General features: G+C 62.6%; 19 protein-coding genes and 1 tRNA gene. 12 read left to right on the forward strand and 8 right to left on the reverse strand.

Features of this window, described 5'->3' with window-relative positions; translation table 11 throughout:
* From ACGYLX_RS12245 to ACGYLX_RS12275, 7 genes are all read left to right on the forward strand, one after another.
* The gene (locus ACGYLX_RS12245) at nt 1-819 is read left to right on the forward strand and encodes an ABC transporter ATP-binding protein (RefSeq protein ID WP_209218595.1); all 819 of its coding nucleotides are present in this window, start codon (nt 1-3) and stop codon (nt 817-819) included.
* 56 nt (nt 820-875) lie between these two features.
* The gene (locus ACGYLX_RS12250; protein WP_271688894.1) at nt 876-1865 is read left to right on the forward strand and encodes a branched-chain amino acid ABC transporter permease; all 990 of its coding nucleotides are present in this window, start codon (nt 876-878) and stop codon (nt 1863-1865) included.
* 93 nt (nt 1866-1958) lie between these two features.
* Nucleotides 1959-3035, forward strand: a complete 1077-nt coding sequence (locus ACGYLX_RS12255) for a branched-chain amino acid ABC transporter permease (protein WP_067267750.1) — start codon at nt 1959-1961, stop codon at nt 3033-3035.
* An 82-nt stretch (nt 3036-3117) separates the two neighbouring features.
* Nucleotides 3118-4398 (forward strand): ABC transporter substrate-binding protein, encoded by a 1281-nt coding sequence (locus tag ACGYLX_RS12260; protein WP_394449771.1) that lies wholly within the window; start codon nt 3118-3120, stop codon nt 4396-4398.
* A 67-nt stretch (nt 4399-4465) separates the two neighbouring features.
* Complete coding sequence (locus ACGYLX_RS12265) at nt 4466-5302, forward strand: ABC transporter ATP-binding protein (RefSeq protein ID WP_067267747.1); 837 nt, start codon at nt 4466-4468, stop codon at nt 5300-5302.
* A 91-nt stretch (nt 5303-5393) separates the two neighbouring features.
* The gene (locus ACGYLX_RS12270; RefSeq protein WP_394449772.1) at nt 5394-6620 is read left to right on the forward strand and encodes a phenylacetate--CoA ligase family protein; all 1227 of its coding nucleotides are present in this window, start codon (nt 5394-5396) and stop codon (nt 6618-6620) included.
* 54 nt (nt 6621-6674) lie between these two features.
* Nucleotides 6675-8345 (forward strand): ABC transporter permease, encoded by a 1671-nt coding sequence (locus tag ACGYLX_RS12275; RefSeq protein ID WP_394449774.1) that lies wholly within the window; start codon nt 6675-6677, stop codon nt 8343-8345.
* 397 nt (nt 8346-8742) lie between these two features.
* On the opposite strand, the gene ACGYLX_RS12280 is transcribed toward ACGYLX_RS12275, so the two are convergent.
* From ACGYLX_RS12280 to ACGYLX_RS12295, 4 genes are all read right to left on the reverse strand, one after another.
* Nucleotides 8743-9759 carry a Fe(3+) ABC transporter substrate-binding protein gene (locus ACGYLX_RS12280; RefSeq protein WP_067264182.1) on the reverse strand — a complete coding sequence of 339 codons (1017 nt, stop codon included), beginning with the start codon at nt 9757-9759 and terminating at the stop codon, nt 8743-8745.
* Nucleotides 9760-9888: 129 nt separating this feature from the next.
* A complete protein-coding gene (gene yghU / locus ACGYLX_RS12285; RefSeq protein WP_394443319.1) occupies nt 9889-10764 on the reverse strand; it encodes a glutathione-dependent disulfide-bond oxidoreductase in 876 nt (291 codons plus the stop codon).
* A gap of 128 nt (nt 10765-10892) precedes the next feature.
* Nucleotides 10893-11018, reverse strand: coding sequence for a type B 50S ribosomal protein L36 (gene ykgO / locus ACGYLX_RS12290; protein ID WP_005850168.1), 126 nt, complete (start codon nt 11016-11018; stop codon nt 10893-10895).
* Nucleotides 11019-11094: 76 nt separating this feature from the next.
* Nucleotides 11095-11169 (reverse strand) — tRNA-Val (locus tag ACGYLX_RS12295).
* 145 nt (nt 11170-11314) lie between these two features.
* Between ACGYLX_RS12295 and ACGYLX_RS12300 the strand changes: the two genes are divergently transcribed.
* Nucleotides 11315-12175 carry an N-formylglutamate amidohydrolase gene (locus ACGYLX_RS12300; RefSeq protein WP_394449776.1) on the forward strand — a complete coding sequence of 287 codons (861 nt, stop codon included), beginning with the start codon at nt 11315-11317 and terminating at the stop codon, nt 12173-12175.
* Nucleotides 12176-12177: 2 nt separating this feature from the next.
* Here ACGYLX_RS12300 and ACGYLX_RS12305 read toward each other — a convergent pair whose 3' ends face one another.
* Entirely contained in the window at nt 12178-13431 is a 1254-nt protein-coding gene (locus tag ACGYLX_RS12305; protein WP_394449778.1) for a DNA polymerase IV, read from the reverse strand.
* Between the two features lie 60 nt (nt 13432-13491).
* Here ACGYLX_RS12305 and ACGYLX_RS12310 point away from each other — a divergent pair, with 60 nt between their 5' ends.
* Nucleotides 13492-13908: an NUDIX hydrolase gene (locus ACGYLX_RS12310; protein ID WP_394449780.1), complete on the forward strand. Its 417-nt coding sequence runs from the start codon at nt 13492-13494 to the stop codon at nt 13906-13908.
* A gap of 191 nt (nt 13909-14099) precedes the next feature.
* On the opposite strand, the gene pyrF is transcribed toward ACGYLX_RS12310, so the two are convergent.
* Together pyrF and ACGYLX_RS12320 are read right to left on the reverse strand one after the other, a co-directional pair.
* On the reverse strand, nt 14100-14795 hold the full coding sequence (gene pyrF / locus ACGYLX_RS12315) for an orotidine-5'-phosphate decarboxylase (protein WP_394449782.1): 696 nt from the start codon (nt 14793-14795) through the stop codon (nt 14100-14102).
* A gap of 244 nt (nt 14796-15039) precedes the next feature.
* Entirely contained in the window at nt 15040-15354 is a 315-nt protein-coding gene (locus ACGYLX_RS12320) for an orotidine 5-phosphate decarboxylase (protein ID WP_067265831.1), read from the reverse strand.
* A gap of 355 nt (nt 15355-15709) precedes the next feature.
* Between ACGYLX_RS12320 and clpB the strand changes: the two genes are divergently transcribed.
* Entirely contained in the window at nt 15710-18325 is a 2616-nt protein-coding gene (gene clpB / locus ACGYLX_RS12325) for an ATP-dependent chaperone ClpB (RefSeq protein WP_394449784.1), read from the forward strand.
* Nucleotides 18326-18536: 211 nt separating this feature from the next.
* Here clpB and ACGYLX_RS12330 read toward each other — a convergent pair whose 3' ends face one another.
* Nucleotides 18537-18974 (reverse strand): DUF302 domain-containing protein, encoded by a 438-nt coding sequence (locus ACGYLX_RS12330; protein WP_394449786.1) that lies wholly within the window; start codon nt 18972-18974, stop codon nt 18537-18539.
* 123 nt (nt 18975-19097) lie between these two features.
* Here ACGYLX_RS12330 and msrP point away from each other — a divergent pair, with 123 nt between their 5' ends.
* Nucleotides 19098-20003, forward strand: a complete 906-nt coding sequence (gene msrP, locus ACGYLX_RS12335) for a protein-methionine-sulfoxide reductase catalytic subunit MsrP (protein WP_394449788.1) — start codon at nt 19098-19100, stop codon at nt 20001-20003.
* A 64-nt stretch (nt 20004-20067) separates the two neighbouring features.
* Nucleotides 20068-20715: a protein-methionine-sulfoxide reductase heme-binding subunit MsrQ gene (gene msrQ / locus ACGYLX_RS12340; RefSeq protein ID WP_394449790.1), complete on the forward strand. Its 648-nt coding sequence runs from the start codon at nt 20068-20070 to the stop codon at nt 20713-20715.
* Nucleotides 20716-21157 lie beyond the last annotated feature (442 nt).

Raw genomic sequence — 21157 nt, forward strand, 5'->3', positions numbered from 1 at the left:
GTGAAAGATCAGGCTGACAGCTATGTCACCGACGACGGCCGCACCATCGGCCCGACGGTGATGGAGATGAAGAACATCACCCTGCGCTTCGGCGGTGTGGAGGCGATCAAGGATATTTCCTTCGACATCCGCGAGGGCGAAATCCGTGCGATCATCGGGCCGAACGGGGCGGGCAAGTCCTCGATGCTCAACGTGATCAGCGGCTTCTATGTCCCGCAGGAGGGCGAGGTCTGGTACAAGGGTGCCAAGCGGCCCCCGATGAAACCCTATCAGGTGGCCCAGCAGGGCATCGCCCGGACCTTCCAGAACATCGCGCTGTTCGAGGGCATGTCGGTGCTCGACAACGTGATGACGGGGCGTCTGACGCAGATGAAGACCGGGATGCTGGCGCAGTCCTTCTGGAAAGGCGCAGCCGAGCGCGAAGAGATCGAGAACCGCGAGATCGCCGAGAAGGTCATCGACTTTCTGGAGATTCAGGCGATCCGCAAGACACCGGTGGCGCGTCTGCCCTACGGTCTGAAGAAACGGGTCGAACTGGCCCGCGCGCTGGCCGCCGAGCCGACGATCCTGCTGCTGGACGAGCCGATGGCGGGCATGAACGTCGAAGAGAAAGAGGACATGAGCCGCTTCATCCTCGACGTGAACGACGAGTTCGGCACCACCATCGCGCTGATCGAACACGACATGGGCGTGGTCATGGACCTGTCCGACCGCGTGGTCGTGATGGATTACGGCCGCAAGATCGGCGACGGCTCGCCCGACGAGGTGCGCAACAACCAAGAGGTGATCGACGCCTATCTGGGGGTGGCCCATGACTGAGGCCCGTTTGATCACCCGCAACGACACTGCCGTTCTGACTTTGGGGAGGGCCAATGATGCCTGAGCAACTGGCGTTTACGATCGAGGTCTTTCTCAACGGGCTGATGGCCGGGGTGCTTTACGCGCTCGTGGCGCTTGGCTTCGTGTTGATCTACAAGGCTTCGGGCATCTTCAACTACGCGCAAGGCGTCATGGCGCTTTTTGCCGCGCTGACGCTGGTGGGGATCATGGAAGGGCAGGTGCCTTTCGGCCATCTGATCAACGCGATCCTTGGCACCGAGGTGCATCACTTCGGCTGGCACATTCCGGCGTTCCTTGCCATCGTGCTGACCATGGTCGTGATGATCGTGCTGGCCTATTGCGTGCAGCGCTTTGTCTTTCGCTACCTCGTGGGGCAAGAGCCGATCATCCTTTTCATGGCGACCATCGGTCTGGCCTATTTCCTCGAAGGGGTGGGCGACCTGATGTGGGGGTCCGAGATCAAGACGCTCGATGTCGGTCTGCCGCAGGGCATCAACGTTTGGATCGACGAATTCACCTATAACGCCACCGGCTACGGCTTTTTCATCGACAACCTCGATATCGTGGCCTCCATCGTCGCGGCGGTGCTCGTGATCGGGCTGGTGATGTTCGCGCAATACACCAAGCAGGGCCGCGCCATGCGCGCCGTGGCGGACGACCATCAGGCCGCGCTTTCGGTCGGTGTCTCGCTGAACTTCATCTGGATCCTCGTCTGGTCGCTCGCGGGTTTCGTGGCGCTGGTCGCGGGGATCATGTGGGGTGCCAAGTCGGGCGTGCAGTTCTCGCTCTCGCTCATCGCGCTGAAGGCGCTGCCGGTGCTGATGCTGGGCGGCTTCACCTCGATCCCCGGTGCCATCGTCGGCGGTCTGATCATCGGCGTGGGCGAGAAGCTTTTCGAGTTCCTCATCGGCGCCCCCTTCCTTGGCGGCGCGACCGAGAACTGGTTCGCCTACATGCTGGCGCTGGTCTTCCTTGTCTTCCGCCCGCAGGGCCTCTTCGGGGAGAAGATCATTGAACGGGTTTGATAACGGCTTGGTGCGCGGCGCGCGCGCACCCTATCGCACGGCATTGCAGGCAAACGCAGTGCAAATGACTACCGCAGAAGGGAAAGCAGTCTAATGTTCTATCGTGAAGCGGGCGATTTCAACACATCCTACGCCCAGGACCAGCAGACCTTCCCGATCCGGTTCGACCGGTACCGCTACTATCTGGTGCTGTTCATCGCGGTCTTCGTCGTGCCCTTCGTGGTCAACGATTACTGGGTGAACTCGCTGTTCCTGCCCTTCCTGATCTACGCCATCGCGGCGATCGGGCTGAACATCCTCGTGGGCTATTGCGGGCAGGTGAGCCTCGGCACCGGGGGCTTCATGGCGGTGGGGGCTTACGCCTGCTACAAGCTGATGACGGCCATGCCCGAGGTCAGCATGTTCATCCACATCCTGCTGGCGGGCGGCATCACCGCCGCGGTCGGTGCGCTCTTCGGCCTGCCGTCTTTGCGGATCAAGGGGTTCTACCTTGCCGTGGCCACGCTGGCGGCGCAGTTCTTCCTCGTGTGGCTGTTCAACCGGGTGCCGTGGTTCTATAACTACTCCGCCTCGGGCCAGATCAGCGCGCCCGAACGGGACACCTTCGGTATCCTGATCACCGGCCCCAATACCGAGGCTTGGGCGACCTATATGTTCTGCCTGATCTTCACTGTGGGCTCGGCCCTGGTGGCGCGCAACCTGACGCGCGGCTCGGTAGGCCGCAAGTGGATGGCCATCCGCGACATGGACATCGCCGCCGAGATCATCGGGGTGAACCCGCTACGCGCCAAGCTCACGGCCTTTGCGGTCAGCTCCTTCTTCATCGGCATCTCCGGCGCGCTCTTCTTCTCGATCTACCTCGGCGCGGTCGAAGTGGGCGAAGCCTTTGGCATCAACAAATCGTTCCTCGTGCTCTTCATGATCATCATCGGCGGCTTGGGCAGCATCTTTGGCAGCTTCGCCGGGGCGGCGTTCCTTGTACTGTTGCCTGTCTTGCTCAAGATCGTCGGCGTGGACTGGCTGGGCTGGCCCACGGATATCGTGGCGCACCTGCAGTTGGTGATCGTGGGCGGGCTGATCGTGGTCTTCCTGATCGCAGAGCCGCACGGGCTGGCGCAGCTGTGGCGCGTGGCCAAGGAAAAACTGAGATTGTGGCCCTTCCCGCACTAAGCGGGAGCCATGAAAAGCGAGGCCGGAGGGAGGAAACCCGGCCCAAACACCCAAGTCGGACAATCCAAGGGAGGAAACACCGATGAAATACAAACTGGGAACACTGGCCGTAGCTGGCCTGATGGCCGCAAGCCCCGTGATGGCGGACCTTGTCTTTCCGTCGCTGAGCTATCGCACCGGGCCCTATGCCGCGGGCGGCATCCCCTTCGCCGACGGCTATGCCGATTACTTCACCCTGCTCAATGAGCGTGACGGCGGCATCGGTGGCGAGCCCATCCGCGTCCCGGAATGCGAGACCGCCTATAACACCGAGAAGGGCGTGGAATGCTACGAATCCACCAAGGGTGAAGGCGCGTTGGTGTACCAGCCGCTCTCGACCGGCATCACCTACCAGTTGATCCCCAAAGTCACCGCCGATGACATCTCGATGCTGACCTCCGGTTTGGGCCGCACCTCGGCCAAGAACGGTGATGTCTTCAGCCATGTGTTCAACTTTCCGGCGAACTATTGGGATGGCGCCTCGGTCGCGGTGAAACACATCATGGAGCAGGAGGGCGGCAGCCTTGAGGGCAAGAAGATCGCGCTGGTCTACCACAACTCCGCCTATGGCAAGGAGCCGATCCGCACCCTACAGGAACTGAGCAAGAAACATGGTTTCGAGCTGAAGGAAGTGCCCGTTGACCACCCCGGTCAGGAGCAGAAGTCCCAGTGGCTGCAAATCCGCCGTGACAAGCCCGACTATGTGATCATGTACGGTTGGGGCGTGATGAACCAGGTTGCCGTTCAGGAAGCCGCCAACATCCGCTTCCCGATGGACAAGTTCATCGGCATCTGGTGGTCCGGCTCCGAGAACGACGTGCTGGCCGCGGGCGCCAAGGCCGATGGCTACAAGGCGCTGACCTTCCACAACGTCGGTTCCGATTACCCGCTCTATGACGACCTTCAGAAATACGTTGTCGACGCGGGCAAGGCCGCGGGCGCAGGCGATCAGGTCGGCTCAGTCCTCTACAACCGTGGCATCTACGCCGCGATGCTGGTGGCCGAGGCCGCGCGCACCGCGCAGGAAATCCACGGCGTGACCGACATCACCAGCGGCCAGATGCGCGACGGGATGGAGCAGCTTGAGATCACCGAAGAGAAGATGGCGGCGCTTGGCCTGCCGGACTTCGGCCCCGAGTTCTCCGTCTCCTGCGAGAACCACGGCGGCGAAGGCTTCGTGGCCGTGACGCAGTGGGATGCCGAGGCCAAGGAATGGAACCTCGTGTCGGACTTCATGCAGTCCGACCAAGACGTGATCCAGCCGCTGATCGATGCCGACAGCTCGGCCTATGCCGAGGAAAACGCCATCGAGGGCAACTGCTAAGAACCCTGCTCCCGGCCACCTTGCGGGTGGCCGGGGACATCTTCGAACCCCAAGAAAGGTCATGCCCATGCTGGATGCCGCCAACACCAATGACGTCGCAGTCGACAACCTGCTCGAGGTCAACAATATCGAGGTGATCTACAACCACGTCATCCTCGTGCTGAAGGGCGTCAGCCTGAACGTGCCCAAGGGCGGCATCACCGCGCTTCTGGGCGGCAATGGCGCGGGCAAGACAACAACGCTCAAGGCGATCTCGGGCCTGCTGGCCTCGGAACGTGGCGAGGTCACCAAGGGCTCGATCAAGTACCGCGGCGGCGCGATCCAGCATCAAGACCCCGCCGAGATCGTGAAACAGGGGGTCGTGCAGGTCATGGAAGGCCGGCACTGCTTTGAACACCTCACCATCGAGGAAAACCTGCTCACTGGCGCTTACACGCGCAGCGACGGCAATGCCGCGATCCAGCAGGACCTTGAGATGGTCTATAATTATTTCCCCCGCCTGAAGGAGCGCCGCCGTTCGCAGGCTGGCTATACCTCGGGCGGCGAGCAGCAGATGTGCGCCATCGGCCGCGCGCTGATGTCGCGGCCCGAGACGATCCTTCTGGACGAGCCATCGATGGGTCTGGCCCCGCAGCTGGTGGAGCAGATCTTCGAGATCGTGAAATCGGTGAACGAACAGGAGGGCGTGACCTTCCTGCTGGCCGAGCAGAACACCAACGTCGCCCTGCGTTTCGCCCACTACGGCTACATCCTCGAATCGGGGCGCGTGGTGATGGACGGTCCCGCCAAGGACCTGCGCGAAAACCAGGACGTGAAGGAATTCTACCTCGGCATGTCTGACGAAGGCCGCAAGAGCTTTCGCGACGTGCGCAGCTACCGCCGCCGGAAGCGCTGGCTGAGTTAACCGGCCCGCCCGGACCCGAAGGAAAGAACAAGACGAGACCTGAGCGGGCCTATGCCCTCTCCAGTGATGCCATAGCAGGAAAGTGACAGGGATGCTGACCAAGCCCCATTTCGACGATCTGGAAACCCGCAGCGCCGACCAACGGGCGGCCGATGTGGCGCAGGCTCTGCCGCAGCAGATCGCCCGCGCGCAGAGCTTGCCGGGCTATGGTGACACGCTAAAGGGGATTGATGCCGCGCAGATCACCTCCGCCGAAGCGCTGGCCGATCTGCCGGTTTTGCGCAAATCTGAACTGGGCAAGGCGCAGGCCGGCCAGCCGCCCTTCGGTGGCTTCACCACCAAGCCGGTGCATGACTTCTCCCATGTCTTCCAGTCGCCCGGTCCGATTTATGAGCCGTCGAGCAACGATCCCGACTGGTGGCGCATGGGGCGCTTTTTGCATGCGGCTGGGATCGGCGCGGGTGACGTGGTGCATAATTGCTTTGGCTACCATCTGACCCCCGCGGGCATGATTTTTGAGAGCGGCGCACGCGCCGTTGGCGCCACGGTGCTGCCCGCCGGGACCGGCCAGACCGAACTTCAGGTCACCGCCGCACGCGACGTGGGCTCCACCGCCTATGCCGGCACGCCGGATTACCTGAAGGTGATTCTCGAGAAGGCCGATGCCATGGGGGTGACGCTGAACATCACCAAGGCGGCGGTCGGCGGCGGGGCCCTGTTCCCCAGCCTGCGCGCCTTTTATCAGGAGCGCGGCATCACCTGCCTGCAATCCTATGCCACGGCCGATCTGGGCAATATCGCCTATGAAAGCCCCGCGATGGAGGGGCTCATTGTCGACGAACAGGTCATCGTCGAGATCGTCACCCCCGGCACCGGCATCCCGGTCGCCCCGGGCGAGGTGGGTGAGGTCGTGGTCACCACGCTCAACCCCGATTACCCGCTCATCCGCTTCGCCACCGGCGATCTCAGCGCCGTGCTGGAGGGTGAAAGCCCCTGCGGGCGCACGAATATGCGCATCAAGGGCTGGATGGGCCGCGCGGACCAGACCACTAAGATCAAGGGCATGTTCGTCCGGCCCGAGCAGGTGGCGGCGCTGGTCGCCCAGCACGACGAGATCGAGAAAGCCCGCGTCATCGCCAGCCGGGAAGGCGAGGCCGATGTCATGACGGTGCAGATCGAGACCGCCGGAGAGGACAAGGACGCCTATGCCCAATCCGTGGCCGATCTGCTCAAGCTCAAGGGCCGTGTCGAACTGGTCGCCCCCGGCAGCCTGCCCCGCGACGGGCTGGTGATCGAGGATACCCGCAGCTACGACTGAGGCGCGGCGTCGCGCCCTCTGGCATTTCCGAGTGAAATCGTCGAAATAGGGCGCATGACGCTGAACGCCGCCTCCACCGAGACGCCCCATCTGCGCCGCGCCCGCGACGGGCTGCGCGCGCTATCGGGCGTTGCCCTGACCGTGGCCCTCTTCTGCGCGCTGCCGATGCTGGCGGTGCTGATCGCCGCTCTGAGCGGCGGGACGGAGACAGTGCAGCACCTGATCGACACGGTGCTGGGCCGCTACACGGTGACGACGCTGCTTTTGGTGCTGCTGGTCTCTCTAGGCACCTTCGCCATCGGTGTGGGGGCCGCGTGGTTGGTCACGATGACGCGTTTTCCGGGGGCGAAACTTCTCGAAATCGCGCTGGTGCTGCCGCTGGCCTTCCCGGCCTATGTGTTGGCCTATGCCTATACCCATGTGCTGGACCATCCCGGCATCGTGCAGACGGTGCTGCGCGACGTCACCGGCTGGGGGCCGCGCGATTACTGGTTCCCCGAGATCCGCTCACTCGGCGGGGCGGCGGCGATGCTGGTGCTGGTGCTTTATCCCTATGTTTATCTGCTGGCGCGCGCCGCCTTTCTGCAGCAGAGCGGGACGACCTTTCTGGCCGCCCGCGCGCTCGGCTCCAGCGCATGGGCCGCGTTCTTCAAGGTCAGCCTGCCGCTGGCCCGTCCCGCGATTGCCGGGGGTGTGCTGCTGGCGGTGATGGAGACCATCGCCGATTTCGGCACCGTCGCCTATTTCGGCGTGCAGACCTTCGCCACCGGCATCTACACCAGTTGGTTTTCCATGTTCGACCGCGCGGCGGCGGCGCAATTGGCGCTTTGTCTGCTGAGTTTCGCGCTGCTGCTAGCGATGCTGGAACGGGCACAGCGCGGCAAGGCCAAGTATCACGACCCCGCGCGCCGGACCCAATCCGCCCCGCCGGCCGAGTTGAAGGGCTGGCAGGCCGCGGCGGCGATCGTGCTTTGCGGGGTGCCGGTGCTCTTCGGGGCGGTGCTGCCGGTGGTGATCCTCGTGACCATGGGGCTCAACAGTGAGCAAAGCCTGTTCAGCCCGCGCTACCTCGGTTTCATGCGCAATTCGGTGACGCTTGCGGGGGTCGCGGCGGTGCTGACGGTGCTGGCGGCGATCAGCGTGGGGTTCTACCGGCGGCTGCGCCCGGGACGGGGCTCGCAGGGTGCGGCCTATGTGGCGCGGCTTGGCTACGCGGTGCCGGGCGGGGTGATCGCGGTGGGTCTGCTGGTGCCTTTCGCGGCCTTCGACAATGCGCTCGACGCCTGGATGCGCGAGACCTTCGACATCTCTACCGGGCTTCTGATCACCGGGTCGATCTGGCTGCTGGTGCTGGCCTATCTGGTACGCTTCCTTGCCGCAGCGCTTGGCGCCTACGAGGGCGGGCAGTCCATGGTGCATGCCAATATGGACGCCGCTGCGCGCTCGCTGGGGCAGACGCCCCTGGGTACTTTGCGCCGGGTGCATCTGCCGATCCTCGCGCCGAGCCTGTTGACCGCGCTGTTGATCGTCTTCGTCGACGTGATGAAGGAGCTGCCCGCGACGCTGATCATGCGGCCGTTCAACTATGACACTTTGGCCGTGCAGGCGTATCGGTTGGCGAGCGACGAGCGGCTCAATGGGGCGGCGGTGCCGAGCTTGGTGATCGTGGCAATGGGGCTGTTGCCGGTGATCCTGATCTGCCGTCAGGTGGGGCGTCAGCGGTAGATAGCGAGGGCCAGCGCCTGCCCGTGGGGTGGCGATGCAGACGTGGCTTCGTGCCACTTTGTGGCTCAACCGTGATGTGCGTTCGCGAGGTTGCACTTAGCCTCACCAAATCGCCTCCCCGTGGGGACGGGCAGGCGATGGCCCGGCGCTTGCGGCTTGATTCCGGGCCGTCTGGCGATGAGGGGAGCGCCCTCCCTGGGGGGCGATCCTGCAGTCCATTTCGTGAATGACAGTCGCAAGAGACGGAAGGGTTGCGTTCCGAGGTGGCCTTGCAAAATCGCCCTCCGGGGGGAGGGAGGGCGATGCCCGTGGTTCCCACGGGCGGACGCTTGCGTGAGGCGCAGCGCAATAAAAAAGGCGGGCTCGAAAGCCCGCCTCCTGCGCGATGTCGCGCTGATTATTCCCAGCCGACCGAGTTAAAGATCTTCTGCGCGGTGCCGATGTTCTCGGCCACGTCCGACAGGTTCACGTCGTCGGCTTTGAACTCACCCAACTGCTTCACGCTGTCAGCCAGTTCCACGCCTTCCACGGTGGGGAATTCGTCGTTGCCTGCCGAGAAGTAGACCTGCGCCTGATCCGAGGCGAGATACTCAAGGAATTTCACCGCGTTCTCACGGTTCGGCGCGTTCTTGGCCACACCGCCGCCCGAGAGGTTCATATGCGCGCCGTTGCCTTCCTGATCCGGCCAGATCACGCCGATCTTGCCGATATCGGCGCTGACGCCATCGACATCGGTGCGGATCGCACGGGCGAAATAGTAGCTGTTGGAGACCGCGATGTCGCACTCACCGGAAACGATGCCGCGCAGCTGGTCGGTGTCGCCGCCCTGCGGTGCACGCGCCATGTTGTCGACCACGCCCTGCGCCCATTCGGTCGCGGCTTCTTCGCCCTCATGGGTCACGATGGAGGCCAGCAGGGTCTGGTTGTAGGTGTTGGTCGAGGACCGGATGCAGACCTGACCTTTGTACGCCGGATCGGCGAGGTCCATGTAGGTCTCGGGCGGGTTGTCCATTGTCTCTTTGTTGAAGAAGATGATCCGCGCGCGCTGCGACAGGCCGAACCACTGGTTGTCGTCGTCTTGCAGGTTGGAAGGGATGCGCTCTTCCAGCGTCTCGCTCTCGACGGCTTGCAGCAGGCCCAAGTCCTTGGCGCGCTTGAGGCGGCTTGTGTCCACGGTCAGCAGGACGTCGGCGGGGGAATTCGCGCCTTCGGCTTCCATACGCGCCAGCAGTTCGTCGGCCTTGCCTTCGATGCGGTTGATGGTGATGCCGGTCGCTTCGGTAAAGTCGGAGTAGAGCCGCTCATCGGTGTCGTAGTGACGCGAAGAGTAAAGGTTCAACTCGCCATCGGCCAGCGCAGGAAGGGCCAGCGCCATCAGCGCGGCGGCGGCAGTCGATGTTTTGCAGAAGGTCATATCAGGGTCCTGTTCCATTGGGATAACTTGACTGAAATAGTAAGAAACAGATTTCACCCTTTCCTGCAACCAATTCCGCCAGAATTGGTTGGAAAGCCCCCGGCCAAGCCGGGCCGCGGGGCTGCGTGGTCAGTCTTTGCTGCCGATCTTGTCTTGGGTCTTGGTGTCGAAATCGCTGGCGTCGTGACGCTCGTGCAGTTGCATCGACAGGTCATCGCCGAAGGCACGGTTGACCATCCGGCCCCGCGTCACGGCAGGGCGCGCGTCAATCGCCTCGGCCCAACGCATGACGTTCTTGTAAGAGGTCACATCGAGGAATTCCGCCGCGGAGTAGAGTCTGCCGAGGACCAGCTGCCCATACCAGCTCCAGATCGCCATATCGGCGATGGAGTATTCATCGGCGAAATACTCGTGTTCGGCCAGATGCTTGTCCATCACGTCAAGCTGACGCTTGGTCTCCATCGCGAAACGGTTGATGGGGTATTCGAACTTCTCGGGCGCATAGGCATAGAAATGGCCAAAACCACCGCCGAGGTAGGGCGCGCTGCCCATCTGCCAGAAGAGCCACGAGAGCGCCTCGGTCCGACGGGCGGGGTCTTGGGGCAGGAAGGCGCCGAATTTCTCGGCGAGATAGAGCAGGATCGCCCCCGATTCGAAGACCCGCTGCGGGGTCTCGCCGGAACGGTCCATCAGCGCGGGGATTTTCGAGTTGGGGTTCACCTCGACAAAGCCGGAGCCGAACTGATCGCCCTCGGAAATATCAATCAACCACGCGTCATATTCCGCCGCTTTGTGGCCCGCCGCCAGCAGTTCTTCGAACATCACCGTGACTTTGACCCCGTTGGGCGTGGCGAGGGAGTAAAGCTGGAAGGGGTGCTCTCCCACGGGCAGTTCCTTGTCATGGGTCGCACCGGCGATGGGCCGGTTGGTGCTGGCGAATTTGCCGCCGCTCTCTGATTCCCATTTCCAAACTTTGGGGGGCGTATATTCGGGCGTGTCCGACATGATGGTCTTCCTTGTTATTCAAGCCTGCCTTGAAGGTGGGGTTTTGAGCCGGGGTTGCAAGCAGTTATCCGCAACGAAAAAGGCCGCCCCCGGAAGGAGCGGCCTTTAATTCTACAAAGCTGCGAAGCTCAGCCCTGACGGGCTTTGAACCGGCGCTGCGTCTTGTTGATGACGTAAACGCGGCCTTTGCGACGCACAACACGGCAATCGCGATGCCGATTCTTGAGCGAGCGGAGCGAATTGCGAACCTTCATGGTCGTCTCCTCATGTCGTGGCGCGGGCCAGCGCCTGGGTTGCGGGCAACCCGCCAAGGGCGGGTCGATGAATAAATGGTGGGCGATACTGGGATCGAACCAGTGACCCCTTCGATGTCAACGAAGTGCTCTACCGCTGAGCTAATCACCCACTTTTCAGCGTTTCCGTATCGGCCCCAAAACTAAATGGGGCGCGAAATTTCGCGCCGTTGGGGTGCTATAAAAGGAGTCGGCGGCGGGATCAAGGGCTTTTGGCGCGGAATAAACACGCTATGTTCGACTTAGAGGAATTTATTATGCCGATGACCGCTTACGAAGTACTGCATCCGGACCGAAACCGCTCTTGCGTGGTCTTCGCATCGCCCCATTCGGGGCGGGATTATGCGGCGTCTTTCCTGCGGCGGTCGGTTCTGGACGAACATGCAATCCGTTCGTCCGAAGATGCCTTTGTTGATCTCTTGTTCGACTGCGCACCGCTGCATGGCGCTTCTTTTATCAAAGCCGGGGCCCCGCGGGCCTATATCGACCTCAATCGCGCGCCGGAGGAGTTGGACCCATCGGTCATCGAAGGCATTCCACGGCAGGGGCATAACCCGCGCGTGGCCTCGGGGCTGGGGGTGATTCCCCGCGTGGTAGCCAATGGCCGGGCGATTTATCGCGGCAAATTGACCCAAGAAGAGGCGCAGTTGCGAATCGACAGCTACTGGCGGCCCTATCACGCGAAATTGCAGGAATTGCTGGGCGGGGCGCACCGCCGTCATGGCCAAGCGGTTCTGGTCGATTGCCACTCCATGCCGCATGAGGCGATGGACGGCGTGGCCCGCGGTGGGATGCGTCGGCCCGATGTCGTGTTGGGTGACCGCTTTGGCGCGGCGGCGGGGGGCGAGGTGGTCGACCGGATCGAAGCGGCCTTCGTTGACGCGGGCTTCGTCGTGACGCGCAATTCGCCCTTCGCGGGGGCCTATATTACCCAAGCCTACGGCCGCCCGTCTCGCGGACAGCATGCGGTGCAAGTGGAAATCGACCGCGCGCTTTACATGAACGAGCGGTTGATTCGCCCCAATGGCGCTTTCGAGGCGGTACAGGCGGCGTTGCAACGTGTGGTGGCTGAGGTGGCGCAGATCGGGCAGGAGCGGCTTCCGCTCGCCGCGGAGTAGGCTCAGCGCAGCGCGCGGCCTTTGACGATGGCTTTTTCACCGAAACGGCTGCGAATGCTGTCGGCGGCGCGCTCGGCACGGCTGCGTTGTGCCGCACCGGGGTCGAGCAGATCGCCCGCCATATCGGCCCCCTCGGCGCCCGACAACTCGGAGAGGCCCACGCCGATCAGCCGGTACGCGCTTTGGTGATCAACCTGATCAAAGAGGGCACGGGCGGTGCGGTAAATCCGGTCGGCCAATTGGGTCGGGTCATGCAGCGACAGGCGGCGTGACAGCACAGTGTGATCAGCGCGTTTGAGCTTGAGCGTCACCACCCGGCCCGCCATCTCTTTCGCCTTGGCGCGGTCCGCCACCTTTTCCGCTAAACGCCAGATATGGCCGTCCAGAATCTCCGCATCGCCCGTATCGTCGGAGAATGTCGTTTCATTACTGATCGACTTCACCGGGCGGTGGCGCGAGACGCGGCGGGTGTCTTGGCCCCGTGCCAGATGCCACAGCCGGTCCCCCATGCTGCCAAAGCGCGCGATGAGGTCGGTCTGCTCCCACCGCAGAAGATCGGAAAAGCTGCGGATGCCGGCCTTCTCCAGCGCGGTCTGGGTGGCGGCACCGACGCCCCAGATCATGCCCACGGGTTTGTCGCGCAGAAAGTCCGCCGTTTCCCCCGCGCCGATGACGGAAAACCCATGCGGTTTGTCGAGGTCCGAGGCGACCTTGGCCAGAAACTTGTTGTGGCTTAGCCCGATGGAGCCGGTCAGCCCCAGTTCGGTTTTCATCCGCCGCACCAGCCGCGCCAGCATCATCGCCGGGGGCTGGCCGTGCAGCCGCGCCGTGCCGGTCATGTCGAGAAAGGCTTCGTCCAGCGACAGGGGCTCGATGGCCGGGGTCATCTCTTCCATCATGGCACGGATCGCGCGGGAGGCTTCGACATAGACCTCCATCCGCGGCTTGATGATCACGGCCTCGGGGCAAAGCTTGAGCGCCTGAAACATCGGCATGGCCGAGCGCACGCCCCGGATCCGCGCGACATAACAGGCGGTCGAGACGACCCCGCGCCGCCCGCCGCCGATGATGACGGGTTTGCCCGCGAGTTCGGGATTGTCGCGTTTTTCGACCGAGGCATAGAAGGCGTCGCAATCCATATGGGCGATGGAGAGGTCAAAGAGTTCCGGGTGGGACAGCACGCGCGGGCTGCCGCAGCGCGGACAGCGCCGCGACGGCGGGATTTCAGTCAGACAATCGCGACAGAGGGTAGCCATGGGTACACCGGGAGGGCAGGGTTCGGGCGACGATTCTAAACAGATCGCGAGGGATTGAACATGGTCTTTGATGGCGCCAAGCTCGCGCTCTACCTTGGGGAGAAGCTGGCCGTGATCCTGCGCGACGATCTGCCGGGGCTGCTCTTTGCCGATCACTGGGATTTGCCCGGCGGGGGCCGCGAGGGGGATGAGACCCCGCTGGCCTGCGCGCTGCGCGAATGCCGCGAAGAACTGGGGATCGTGGTGCCTGAAGATGCCGTGATCTGGGAGGGCAGCTTTGACGAGGGCGGGCGGATCAAATGGTTCTTCGTCGCGCGCCTGCCCGCCAAGGCGGAGGCCCAGATTGTCTTTGGCGACGAGGGGCAGCGCTGGCGCTTGATGACCGTGGCGGAGTTTCTCAACCATCCCCGCGCGGTGCCCGCCTTTCAGGACCGCTTGCGGGTCTATCTTGCAGAGCACGCGAACGGGGGGATGTAGGGCAAATAAAGGCCCCCCGCCTGCGTGAGCGGGGGGAGGTGACGAACATCAGGAAGAACCAGTTCGTCGGGGAGTATCACCTGAGTTCAACATAACATATGGGGCGGTTTTCGCCTAACGTTGATGAAAGTGCTCGTGGCGCATCCCGGCGCGCTGTGGTCGATTTGCTACAGGCGGGGACGAGCCCGTTGTTAACCTTCGGAAATTTCCTGAAGCACGGCGCGGGCGGCGGCGGCGGGGTCTTCGGCCTGCCAGATCGGGCGGCCTACCACGATGTGATCGGCCCCGTCCGTGATGGCCTGCCCCGGAGTGGCGACGCGTTTCTGGTCGCCCAATGCCGCCCCTTGGGGGCGCACGCCGGGGGTGACGATCAGCTTGCCGCGCGCTTCGGGCAGGGCGCGGATCGCGGCGGCTTCTTGGGGAGAGGCGATGACCCCATCCGCGCCCGCGTCCAGCGCCCGGCCTGCGCGGGTCAGCACCAGATCGCCCAGATCGCCCGGCTGGATCAGCGCGGCGTCAAGATCGGCGCGGTCCAGCGAGGTGAGGATGGTGACGGCGAGGATTTTCATATCGGTGCCCGCGGCCCCCTGTTTCGCCGCAGCAACCACATGCGGGTCGCCGTGGACGGTCAGAAAATCCAGATCGAATTGCGCAAGGCCCCGCACCGCGGCCTCGACGGTGGCGCCGATGTCGAAGAGTTTCATATCAAGGAAGATGCGCTTGCCATGCTCTTGCTTCAATTCATTGGCCAAGGCCAAGCCGCCGCCAGTCAGCATGCCTAGACCAATTTTGTAAAAGCCCACGGCATCACCGAGCTTTTCGGCCAGTTCCAGCCCCGCGACCGCATGGGGAACATCAAGGGCGACAATCAGACGGTCATCAGACATGCGAGGGCTCCTGCCAAATTTCAAACGGCTCTGACCTACGCCGCGGCGCGGGGCAAGTCCATCATTCATGCGGGGAGGGCGCAAAAAAGAGGCCCGAACGCCGCTGAGCGGGTCCGGGCCAAGTGATCAGAGACTTAGCAGGCAGGCACTGGTCTCTGGTTTGCGGAACGCCACATCGGGACAGATGAGGTGGCGGCAGGTCCGCGGGCAGCCGCGCGGCAGGCAGGCGCCGCGCGGGAGGGGGTTAAGCCGCGTCGCGACCGGGGAGGTGCATGACCTCTTCCAGCCAACGCAGCGGGTCGAAGCTGCGGCGTCCGGCCCGCTGTGCGGGGACGTGGCGCAGAACTTCGGAACTCAGGCCACGCTTTTGTGCGTGGCGACGAAGTGCCTGACGGGACAGCCCGTCAGCGGCATCGTGGTATGACATGGTGATCGGGGCATCGATGGCGCAGGCGTAACGGCGCAGCTGCTCCCCGTCTTGGACGGTCACCAGCGCTTCGAAACACTGAGTGGCCGCATTATAGGTGACATCTGTCAACTGGATCGGGCGCGTCTGCATCGTTTCACCTCTTGCGTTCTTCTGAACCTTGGCAGGCTGCTTTGTCCTGCTTTCCTCTGCTGGGTAAACGCGAGAGGTGGCAAAATGGTTTCATTATGGTTACAGCTTCTGTGGATAAAGGTTAACAATGTATTTATATCAGTAACATAGGGATGTATTTTATGTCTCAAAGTTGCCGTATTTTTGCCTTATTGGCTGATTTTTTCCTATTGGCGGCGCCGCTCTCGGCGGTATTTTGCATCTGGATGGTCTTGAACCGGCAACACCGCTTCCCAAATTGATACCGAGGCTCAGACCGCCGCGTGCCACATATCGGGCGCGGCATTTTGGAGCGCTTGTAGAAAAGGAGAGACCCATGGACTTGAGTAAGTTCACGGAAAGATCGCGCGGCTTCATTCAGGCGGCGCAAACCATTGCAACACGGGAAAGCCACCAACGGTTGGCCCCGGAACATGTCCTCAAAGCACTGTTGGACGACGACCAAGGACTTGCGCGGAATCTGATCGCCGCGTCGGGTGGCGACGGTGCGCGCGTGGTGCAGGCGCTTGACCTGGCGCTTGGCAAGATCCCGAAAGTCACCGGCGATGCGGGGCAGGTCTATCTGGACGGCACCACCGCCAAGGTGCTGGCCGAGGCCGAAGCGATTGCCAAGAAAGCAGGCGATAGTTTCGTCACTGTCGAGCGCATTCTGACCGCGCTATGCATGGTAAAATCGGGCGCAAAGACGGCGCTGGAAGCGGGGCAGGTGACCGCCCAAAGGCTGAACGCCGCCATCAATGATGTGCGCAAGGGCCGCAAGGCCGACAGCGCCACCGCCGAAGACAACTATGAGGCGTTGGAGAAATACAGCCTCGACCTGACCGCGCGGGCCGAAGAGGGCAAGATCGACCCGATCATTGGCCGGGACGAAGAGATCCGCCGTGCCATGCAGGTATTGAGCCGCCGCACCAAGAACAACCCTGTGCTGATCGGTGAGCCGGGCGTCGGTAAGACCGCCATCGCCGAAGGCTTGGCGCTGCGCATCGTGCATGGTGACGTGCCTGAGAGCTTGCGCAACAAGCGTCTGCTCGCGCTCGACATGGGGGCGCTGATCGCTGGCGCGAAATACCGTGGTGAGTTCGAAGAGCGTTTGAAGGCCGTGCTAACCGAGGTGACCGAAGCCGCGGGCGAGGTGATCCTCTTTATCGACGAGATGCACACGCTGGTCGGTGCCGGTAAGGCCGATGGCGCGATGGATGCGTCGAACCTGCTGAAGCCTGCGCTGGCGCGGGGGGAATTGCACTGTGTCGGTGCCACCACCCTCGAAGAGTACCGCAAATATGTCGAGAAGGACGCGGCACTTGCGCGGCGGTTCCAGCCGGTGATCGTGCAGGAGCCGACGGTGGAAGACACTGTCTCGATCCTGCGCGGTATTAAAGAGAAGTACGAGCTGCACCACGGCGTGCGCATCAGCGACACCGCGCTGGTCGCGGCGGCGACGCTGAGCCATCGCTATATCACCGACCGTTTCCTGCCCGACAAGGCGATTGACCTGATGGACGAGGCGGCAAGCCGCCTGCGGATGGAGGTCGACAGCAAGCCTGAAGAACTGGATGCGCTGGACCGTCAGATCCTGCAACTTCAGATCGAAGCGGAAGCGCTGAAGAAGGAAGACGATGCCGCGTCCAAGGATCGGCTGGAGGCTTTGCAAAAAGACCTCAGCGATCTGCAAGATCGCAGTGCCGAGATGACAGCGCAGTGGCAGGCCGAGCGTGACAAGCTGGCCGGGGCGCGTGACATCAAGGAGAAGCTCGACCAAGCGCGGGCCGAACTCGACATCGCGAAACGCGAAGGCAACCTCGCGCGCGCGGGCGAGCTATCTTATGGCGTGATCCCGCAGTTGGAACGCGACCTTGAAGCCGCCGAGGGCCGTGAGGATGACATGATGGTCGAAGAGGCCGTGCGCCCGGACCAGATCGCCTCCGTCGTCGAGCGTTGGACAGGCATCCCGGCGGGCAAGATGCTCGAAGGTGAACGCGACAAGCTGCTGCGGATGGAAGAGCAGTTGCATGATCGGGTGATCGGGCAGAACGCCGCCGTGAAGGCCGTGGCCAATGCCGTGCGCCGCGCGCGTGCGGGGCTCAACGATGAGAACCGCCCCTTGGGCAGCTTCCTCTTCCTCGGGCCGACCGGTGTGGGCAAGACCGAGCTGACCAAGGCCGTGGCCGAGTTCCTCTTTGACGATGACAATGCGATGGTGCGCATCGACATGTCGGAGTTCATGGAGAAACATGCCGCGGCCCGTCTGATCGGCGCGCCTCCGGGCTACGTCGGTTATGACGAAGGTGGTGTGCTGACCGAAGCGGTGCGACGTCGGCCCTATCAGGTCGTGCTCTTCGATGAGGTCGAAAAGGCGCATCCCGATGTCTTCAACGTGCTCTTGCAGGTGCTCGACGATGGTGTGCTGACAGATGGTCAGGGCCGCACGGTCGACTTCAAACAGACGTTGATCGTGCTGACCTCCAACCTCGGGGCGCAGGCACTGAGCCAACTGCCCGAGGGCGGCGATATGGCGGCGGCCAAGCGTGACGTGATGGATGCGGTCCGGGCGCATTTCCGGCCGGAGTTCCTGAACCGTCTGGACGAGACGATCATCTTTGACCGTCTGGGCCGCAAGGACATGGACGGGATCGTCGATATCCAGATGGCACGGCTGCTCAAGCGACTTGCGGGGCGGAAGATCACACTCGATCTCGACGCCGCCGCGCGAAAATGGCTGGCGGATGAGGGCTATGACCCGGTCTTCGGGGCGCGTCCTTTGAAGCGGGTGATCCAGCGTACTGTGCAGGACCCGCTGGCCGAGATGCTCTTGGCCGGGGATGTGAAGGATGGGGATACTGTCACCGTCCGCGCCGGGGCCGATGGCTTGATCATCGGCGATCAGGTAGCCGCGTCGAACCGGCCTAAGCCGGATGACGCTACGGTGCACTAAACCTTAATAGATGAAGAGAAGGGCCGGGTTTTCCGGCCCTTCTTGCGACCGGAGGCAGAAACCTTTCGCCCGGAGGCGCGCCGGGGCATCGCCCTCTCTTCCCCCGGATGGCGATTTTGTGAGATTGCCTCATGTCGGGCCGCCTGCGGGCCATGCGGAGCCTACGCTCAAATTTAAGAACCTGACGCCCCCAGAAAGGGCGATGTCCTTTTCACTCTTCCCCGATCGCCTCTTTCACGATCTTGTCGAGCAGGCTCTGCACCTCTTGCATCGCGCCATCGGGAAAGGCGCGGTAGCCGATGGTCACCTCTTCACTCTCGGGCAGTTGCATGACGAAAATATCGTAGGGGCAAAAGCCGATGTTCATCACATCCGCCTCCATTACCTTGCGCGACAGCGCGGCCGAGCAAAAGCTGAACACCTCCGCGGCCTCGAACAGCACCACGTCAGAGCCGACATCGGCGCGGGTGCGGTCGAGCATCTCACCGACATGGCTGACGTTCTCGGGGATGAGCCCTTGGTTCAGGATCGCGTTCTCCACCCCGAAGGTCACATCACCAAAGCTCTGGTCGGTGGTATAGGTGACCATCTCATCCGCTTGGGCGGCGCTGGCCCAGATCAGACCGGCGGCGAAAAGAAAACGGATCATGGCGGCACTCCTTTAAATAACGGCGCCTGACATTCCGGTGTGCTGGCTGAAATCCGGGCGAAAGGATTTGGTATGGCTTCCGGCGGGCGCTAACTTTGCATGAGTATAGTAGGGAGCGCTGAAATGGCCAATCGCTGGATCAATCGACTGACGGACCGTGACGTGACCGATGAGGCGCAATACCTCAACCGGCGGCAGATCATGGGCGGCGCGATGGCGGGGCTGGGTCTTGCCGGGCTGGGGCAGGGGGCCGCGGCCCAAGAGGGGCTGACCCCGAATGACTGCGAAGACATCACCCAATACAACAATTACTACGAGTTCGGCACTGGTAAGGACGATCCTGCGAAATACGCAGGCGCGCTGACGACCGCCCCCTGGACCGTGACCATCGCGGGCATGGTCGACAAGCCCGGCGACTACGCTTTCGAGGATATCATGAAGGCGATGACCATCGAAGAGCGCATCTACCGGTTGCGCTGTGTCGAGGCGTGGTCGATGGTGGTGCCGTGGAGCGGATTCGAACTGGCCGATCTGCTCAATATGGCCGGGGTGCAATCCGGCGCGAAATATGTGGCTTTTGAAACCGCCTACCGCCCCGAAGAGATGCCGGGCCTGCGTTTCCCCGTGCTCGACTGGCCCTATGTCGAAGGGCTGCGGCTGGATGAGGCGATGCACCCGCTGACGATCATGGCCACCGGCATCTATGGCAAAGACATCCCGAACCAGAACGGCGCGCCGCTGCGGTTGGTCGTGCCGTGGAAATACGGGTATAAATCCATCAAATCCGTGGTGCGCATCACGCTCACCGACGCGCAGCCGCCCACCAGTTGGAACAAGGCCGCGCCGCGAGAATATGGTTTTTACAGCAACGTGAACCCCAAGGTCAGCCATCCGCGTTGGTCGCAGGCCGATGAGCGCCCCATCGGCGGCGGGCTCTTCGCACGGCGCCAGCCGACGCTGATGTTCAACGGCTACGAAGAAGAGGTGGCGTCGCTTTACGAGGGTATGGACCTGACGGCGAACTTCTGATGCCTGCCGCGATATATATGCCCCGTCCTTTCGCCCAAGCGCCACTCTCTGGCGTGGCCGCAGCATGATGCGCCTGGCCGATGCCCTGAACAGGGCCGCCCGCCGCATTCCGGTTTGGGTGGTCTATCTTTTGCTGGCCCTACCCATCCCGTGGTTCTTTTACCAAGGGCTCACCGGCGGGCTGGGGCGTGATCCGGTAAAGGGGCTCGAACACCTCTATGGTCTCTGGGCGCTGCGCCTACTGATCGCCGGTCTGGTGATCACCCCGTTGCGCCGGGTATTTGGGGTGAACCTGCTGCGCTTTCGCCGGGCGCTCGGTGTGATGACCTTCGTCTATGCGCTGGCGCATCTGACTGTCTGGGCGCTGCTCGACGTGCAAGGGCTGTCGCGTATCTGGGCGGATGTTCTCAAACGGCCCTATATCACCATCGGCATGGCTGGGTTCCTCTGCCTTGTGCCGCTGGCGGCCACATCCAACAATTGGTCGCTGCGGAAGCTGGGGGCGCGTTGGCGCAAGCTCCACCGGCTGACCTATGTGGCAGCGCTCTTGGCAGCCCTACATTTCCTATGGCTGGCGAAAGGGTTTCAGCTAGAGCCGCTGGTCTATGCCGGCCTTGTCGCGGCGCTTTTGATCTATCGGCTGCCGTTAAGGGGCCTTTGGCAGAAAGGCCCGCGGGGATGGGCGACTCGAAAAGGGCAACAGGGGTCATGATTCACGCGTCTGAAACGCGCGATTCCGGGCTGTGGTATGTGGATAACTGATGGCGTTAACATAACGGCGGCAGATCACGGGGGGTTACGTTAACCTCTGCAGTGTCTCGCATGCCATAAATCACTGTTTTGAAGGGTTTTTATAAGGCTTTCACAAAAACTGCACAAAACTTCAAAAAACGGCTTGCGGCTTTGCCTCACTAACCTTAGAACCCCCTCTACCGGCGGCGCTGAGACGCACCGTCTGGGGCGCCAGACGGGGCGGACGGCAGCTGAGACGCAGTGGTTCGGGTCACGAGGCGGATAAGAATTCGAGGTATTTGAGGCGGGGCGCGCCAAGAAGTTAGGGCGCATCTCAGTTTCTTTTGTCTCAACGCTGTTTGAAAATTTGATATCTGAAGAGATATGTGGGCGGTTTGGTTCATTCGATGGATCAACGTCTG

Origin of the sequence: Sulfitobacter sp. 1A13496 (assembly GCF_043557225.1) — a bacterium.
Classification (GTDB): Bacteria; Pseudomonadota; Alphaproteobacteria; order Rhodobacterales; family Rhodobacteraceae; genus Sulfitobacter; species Sulfitobacter faviae.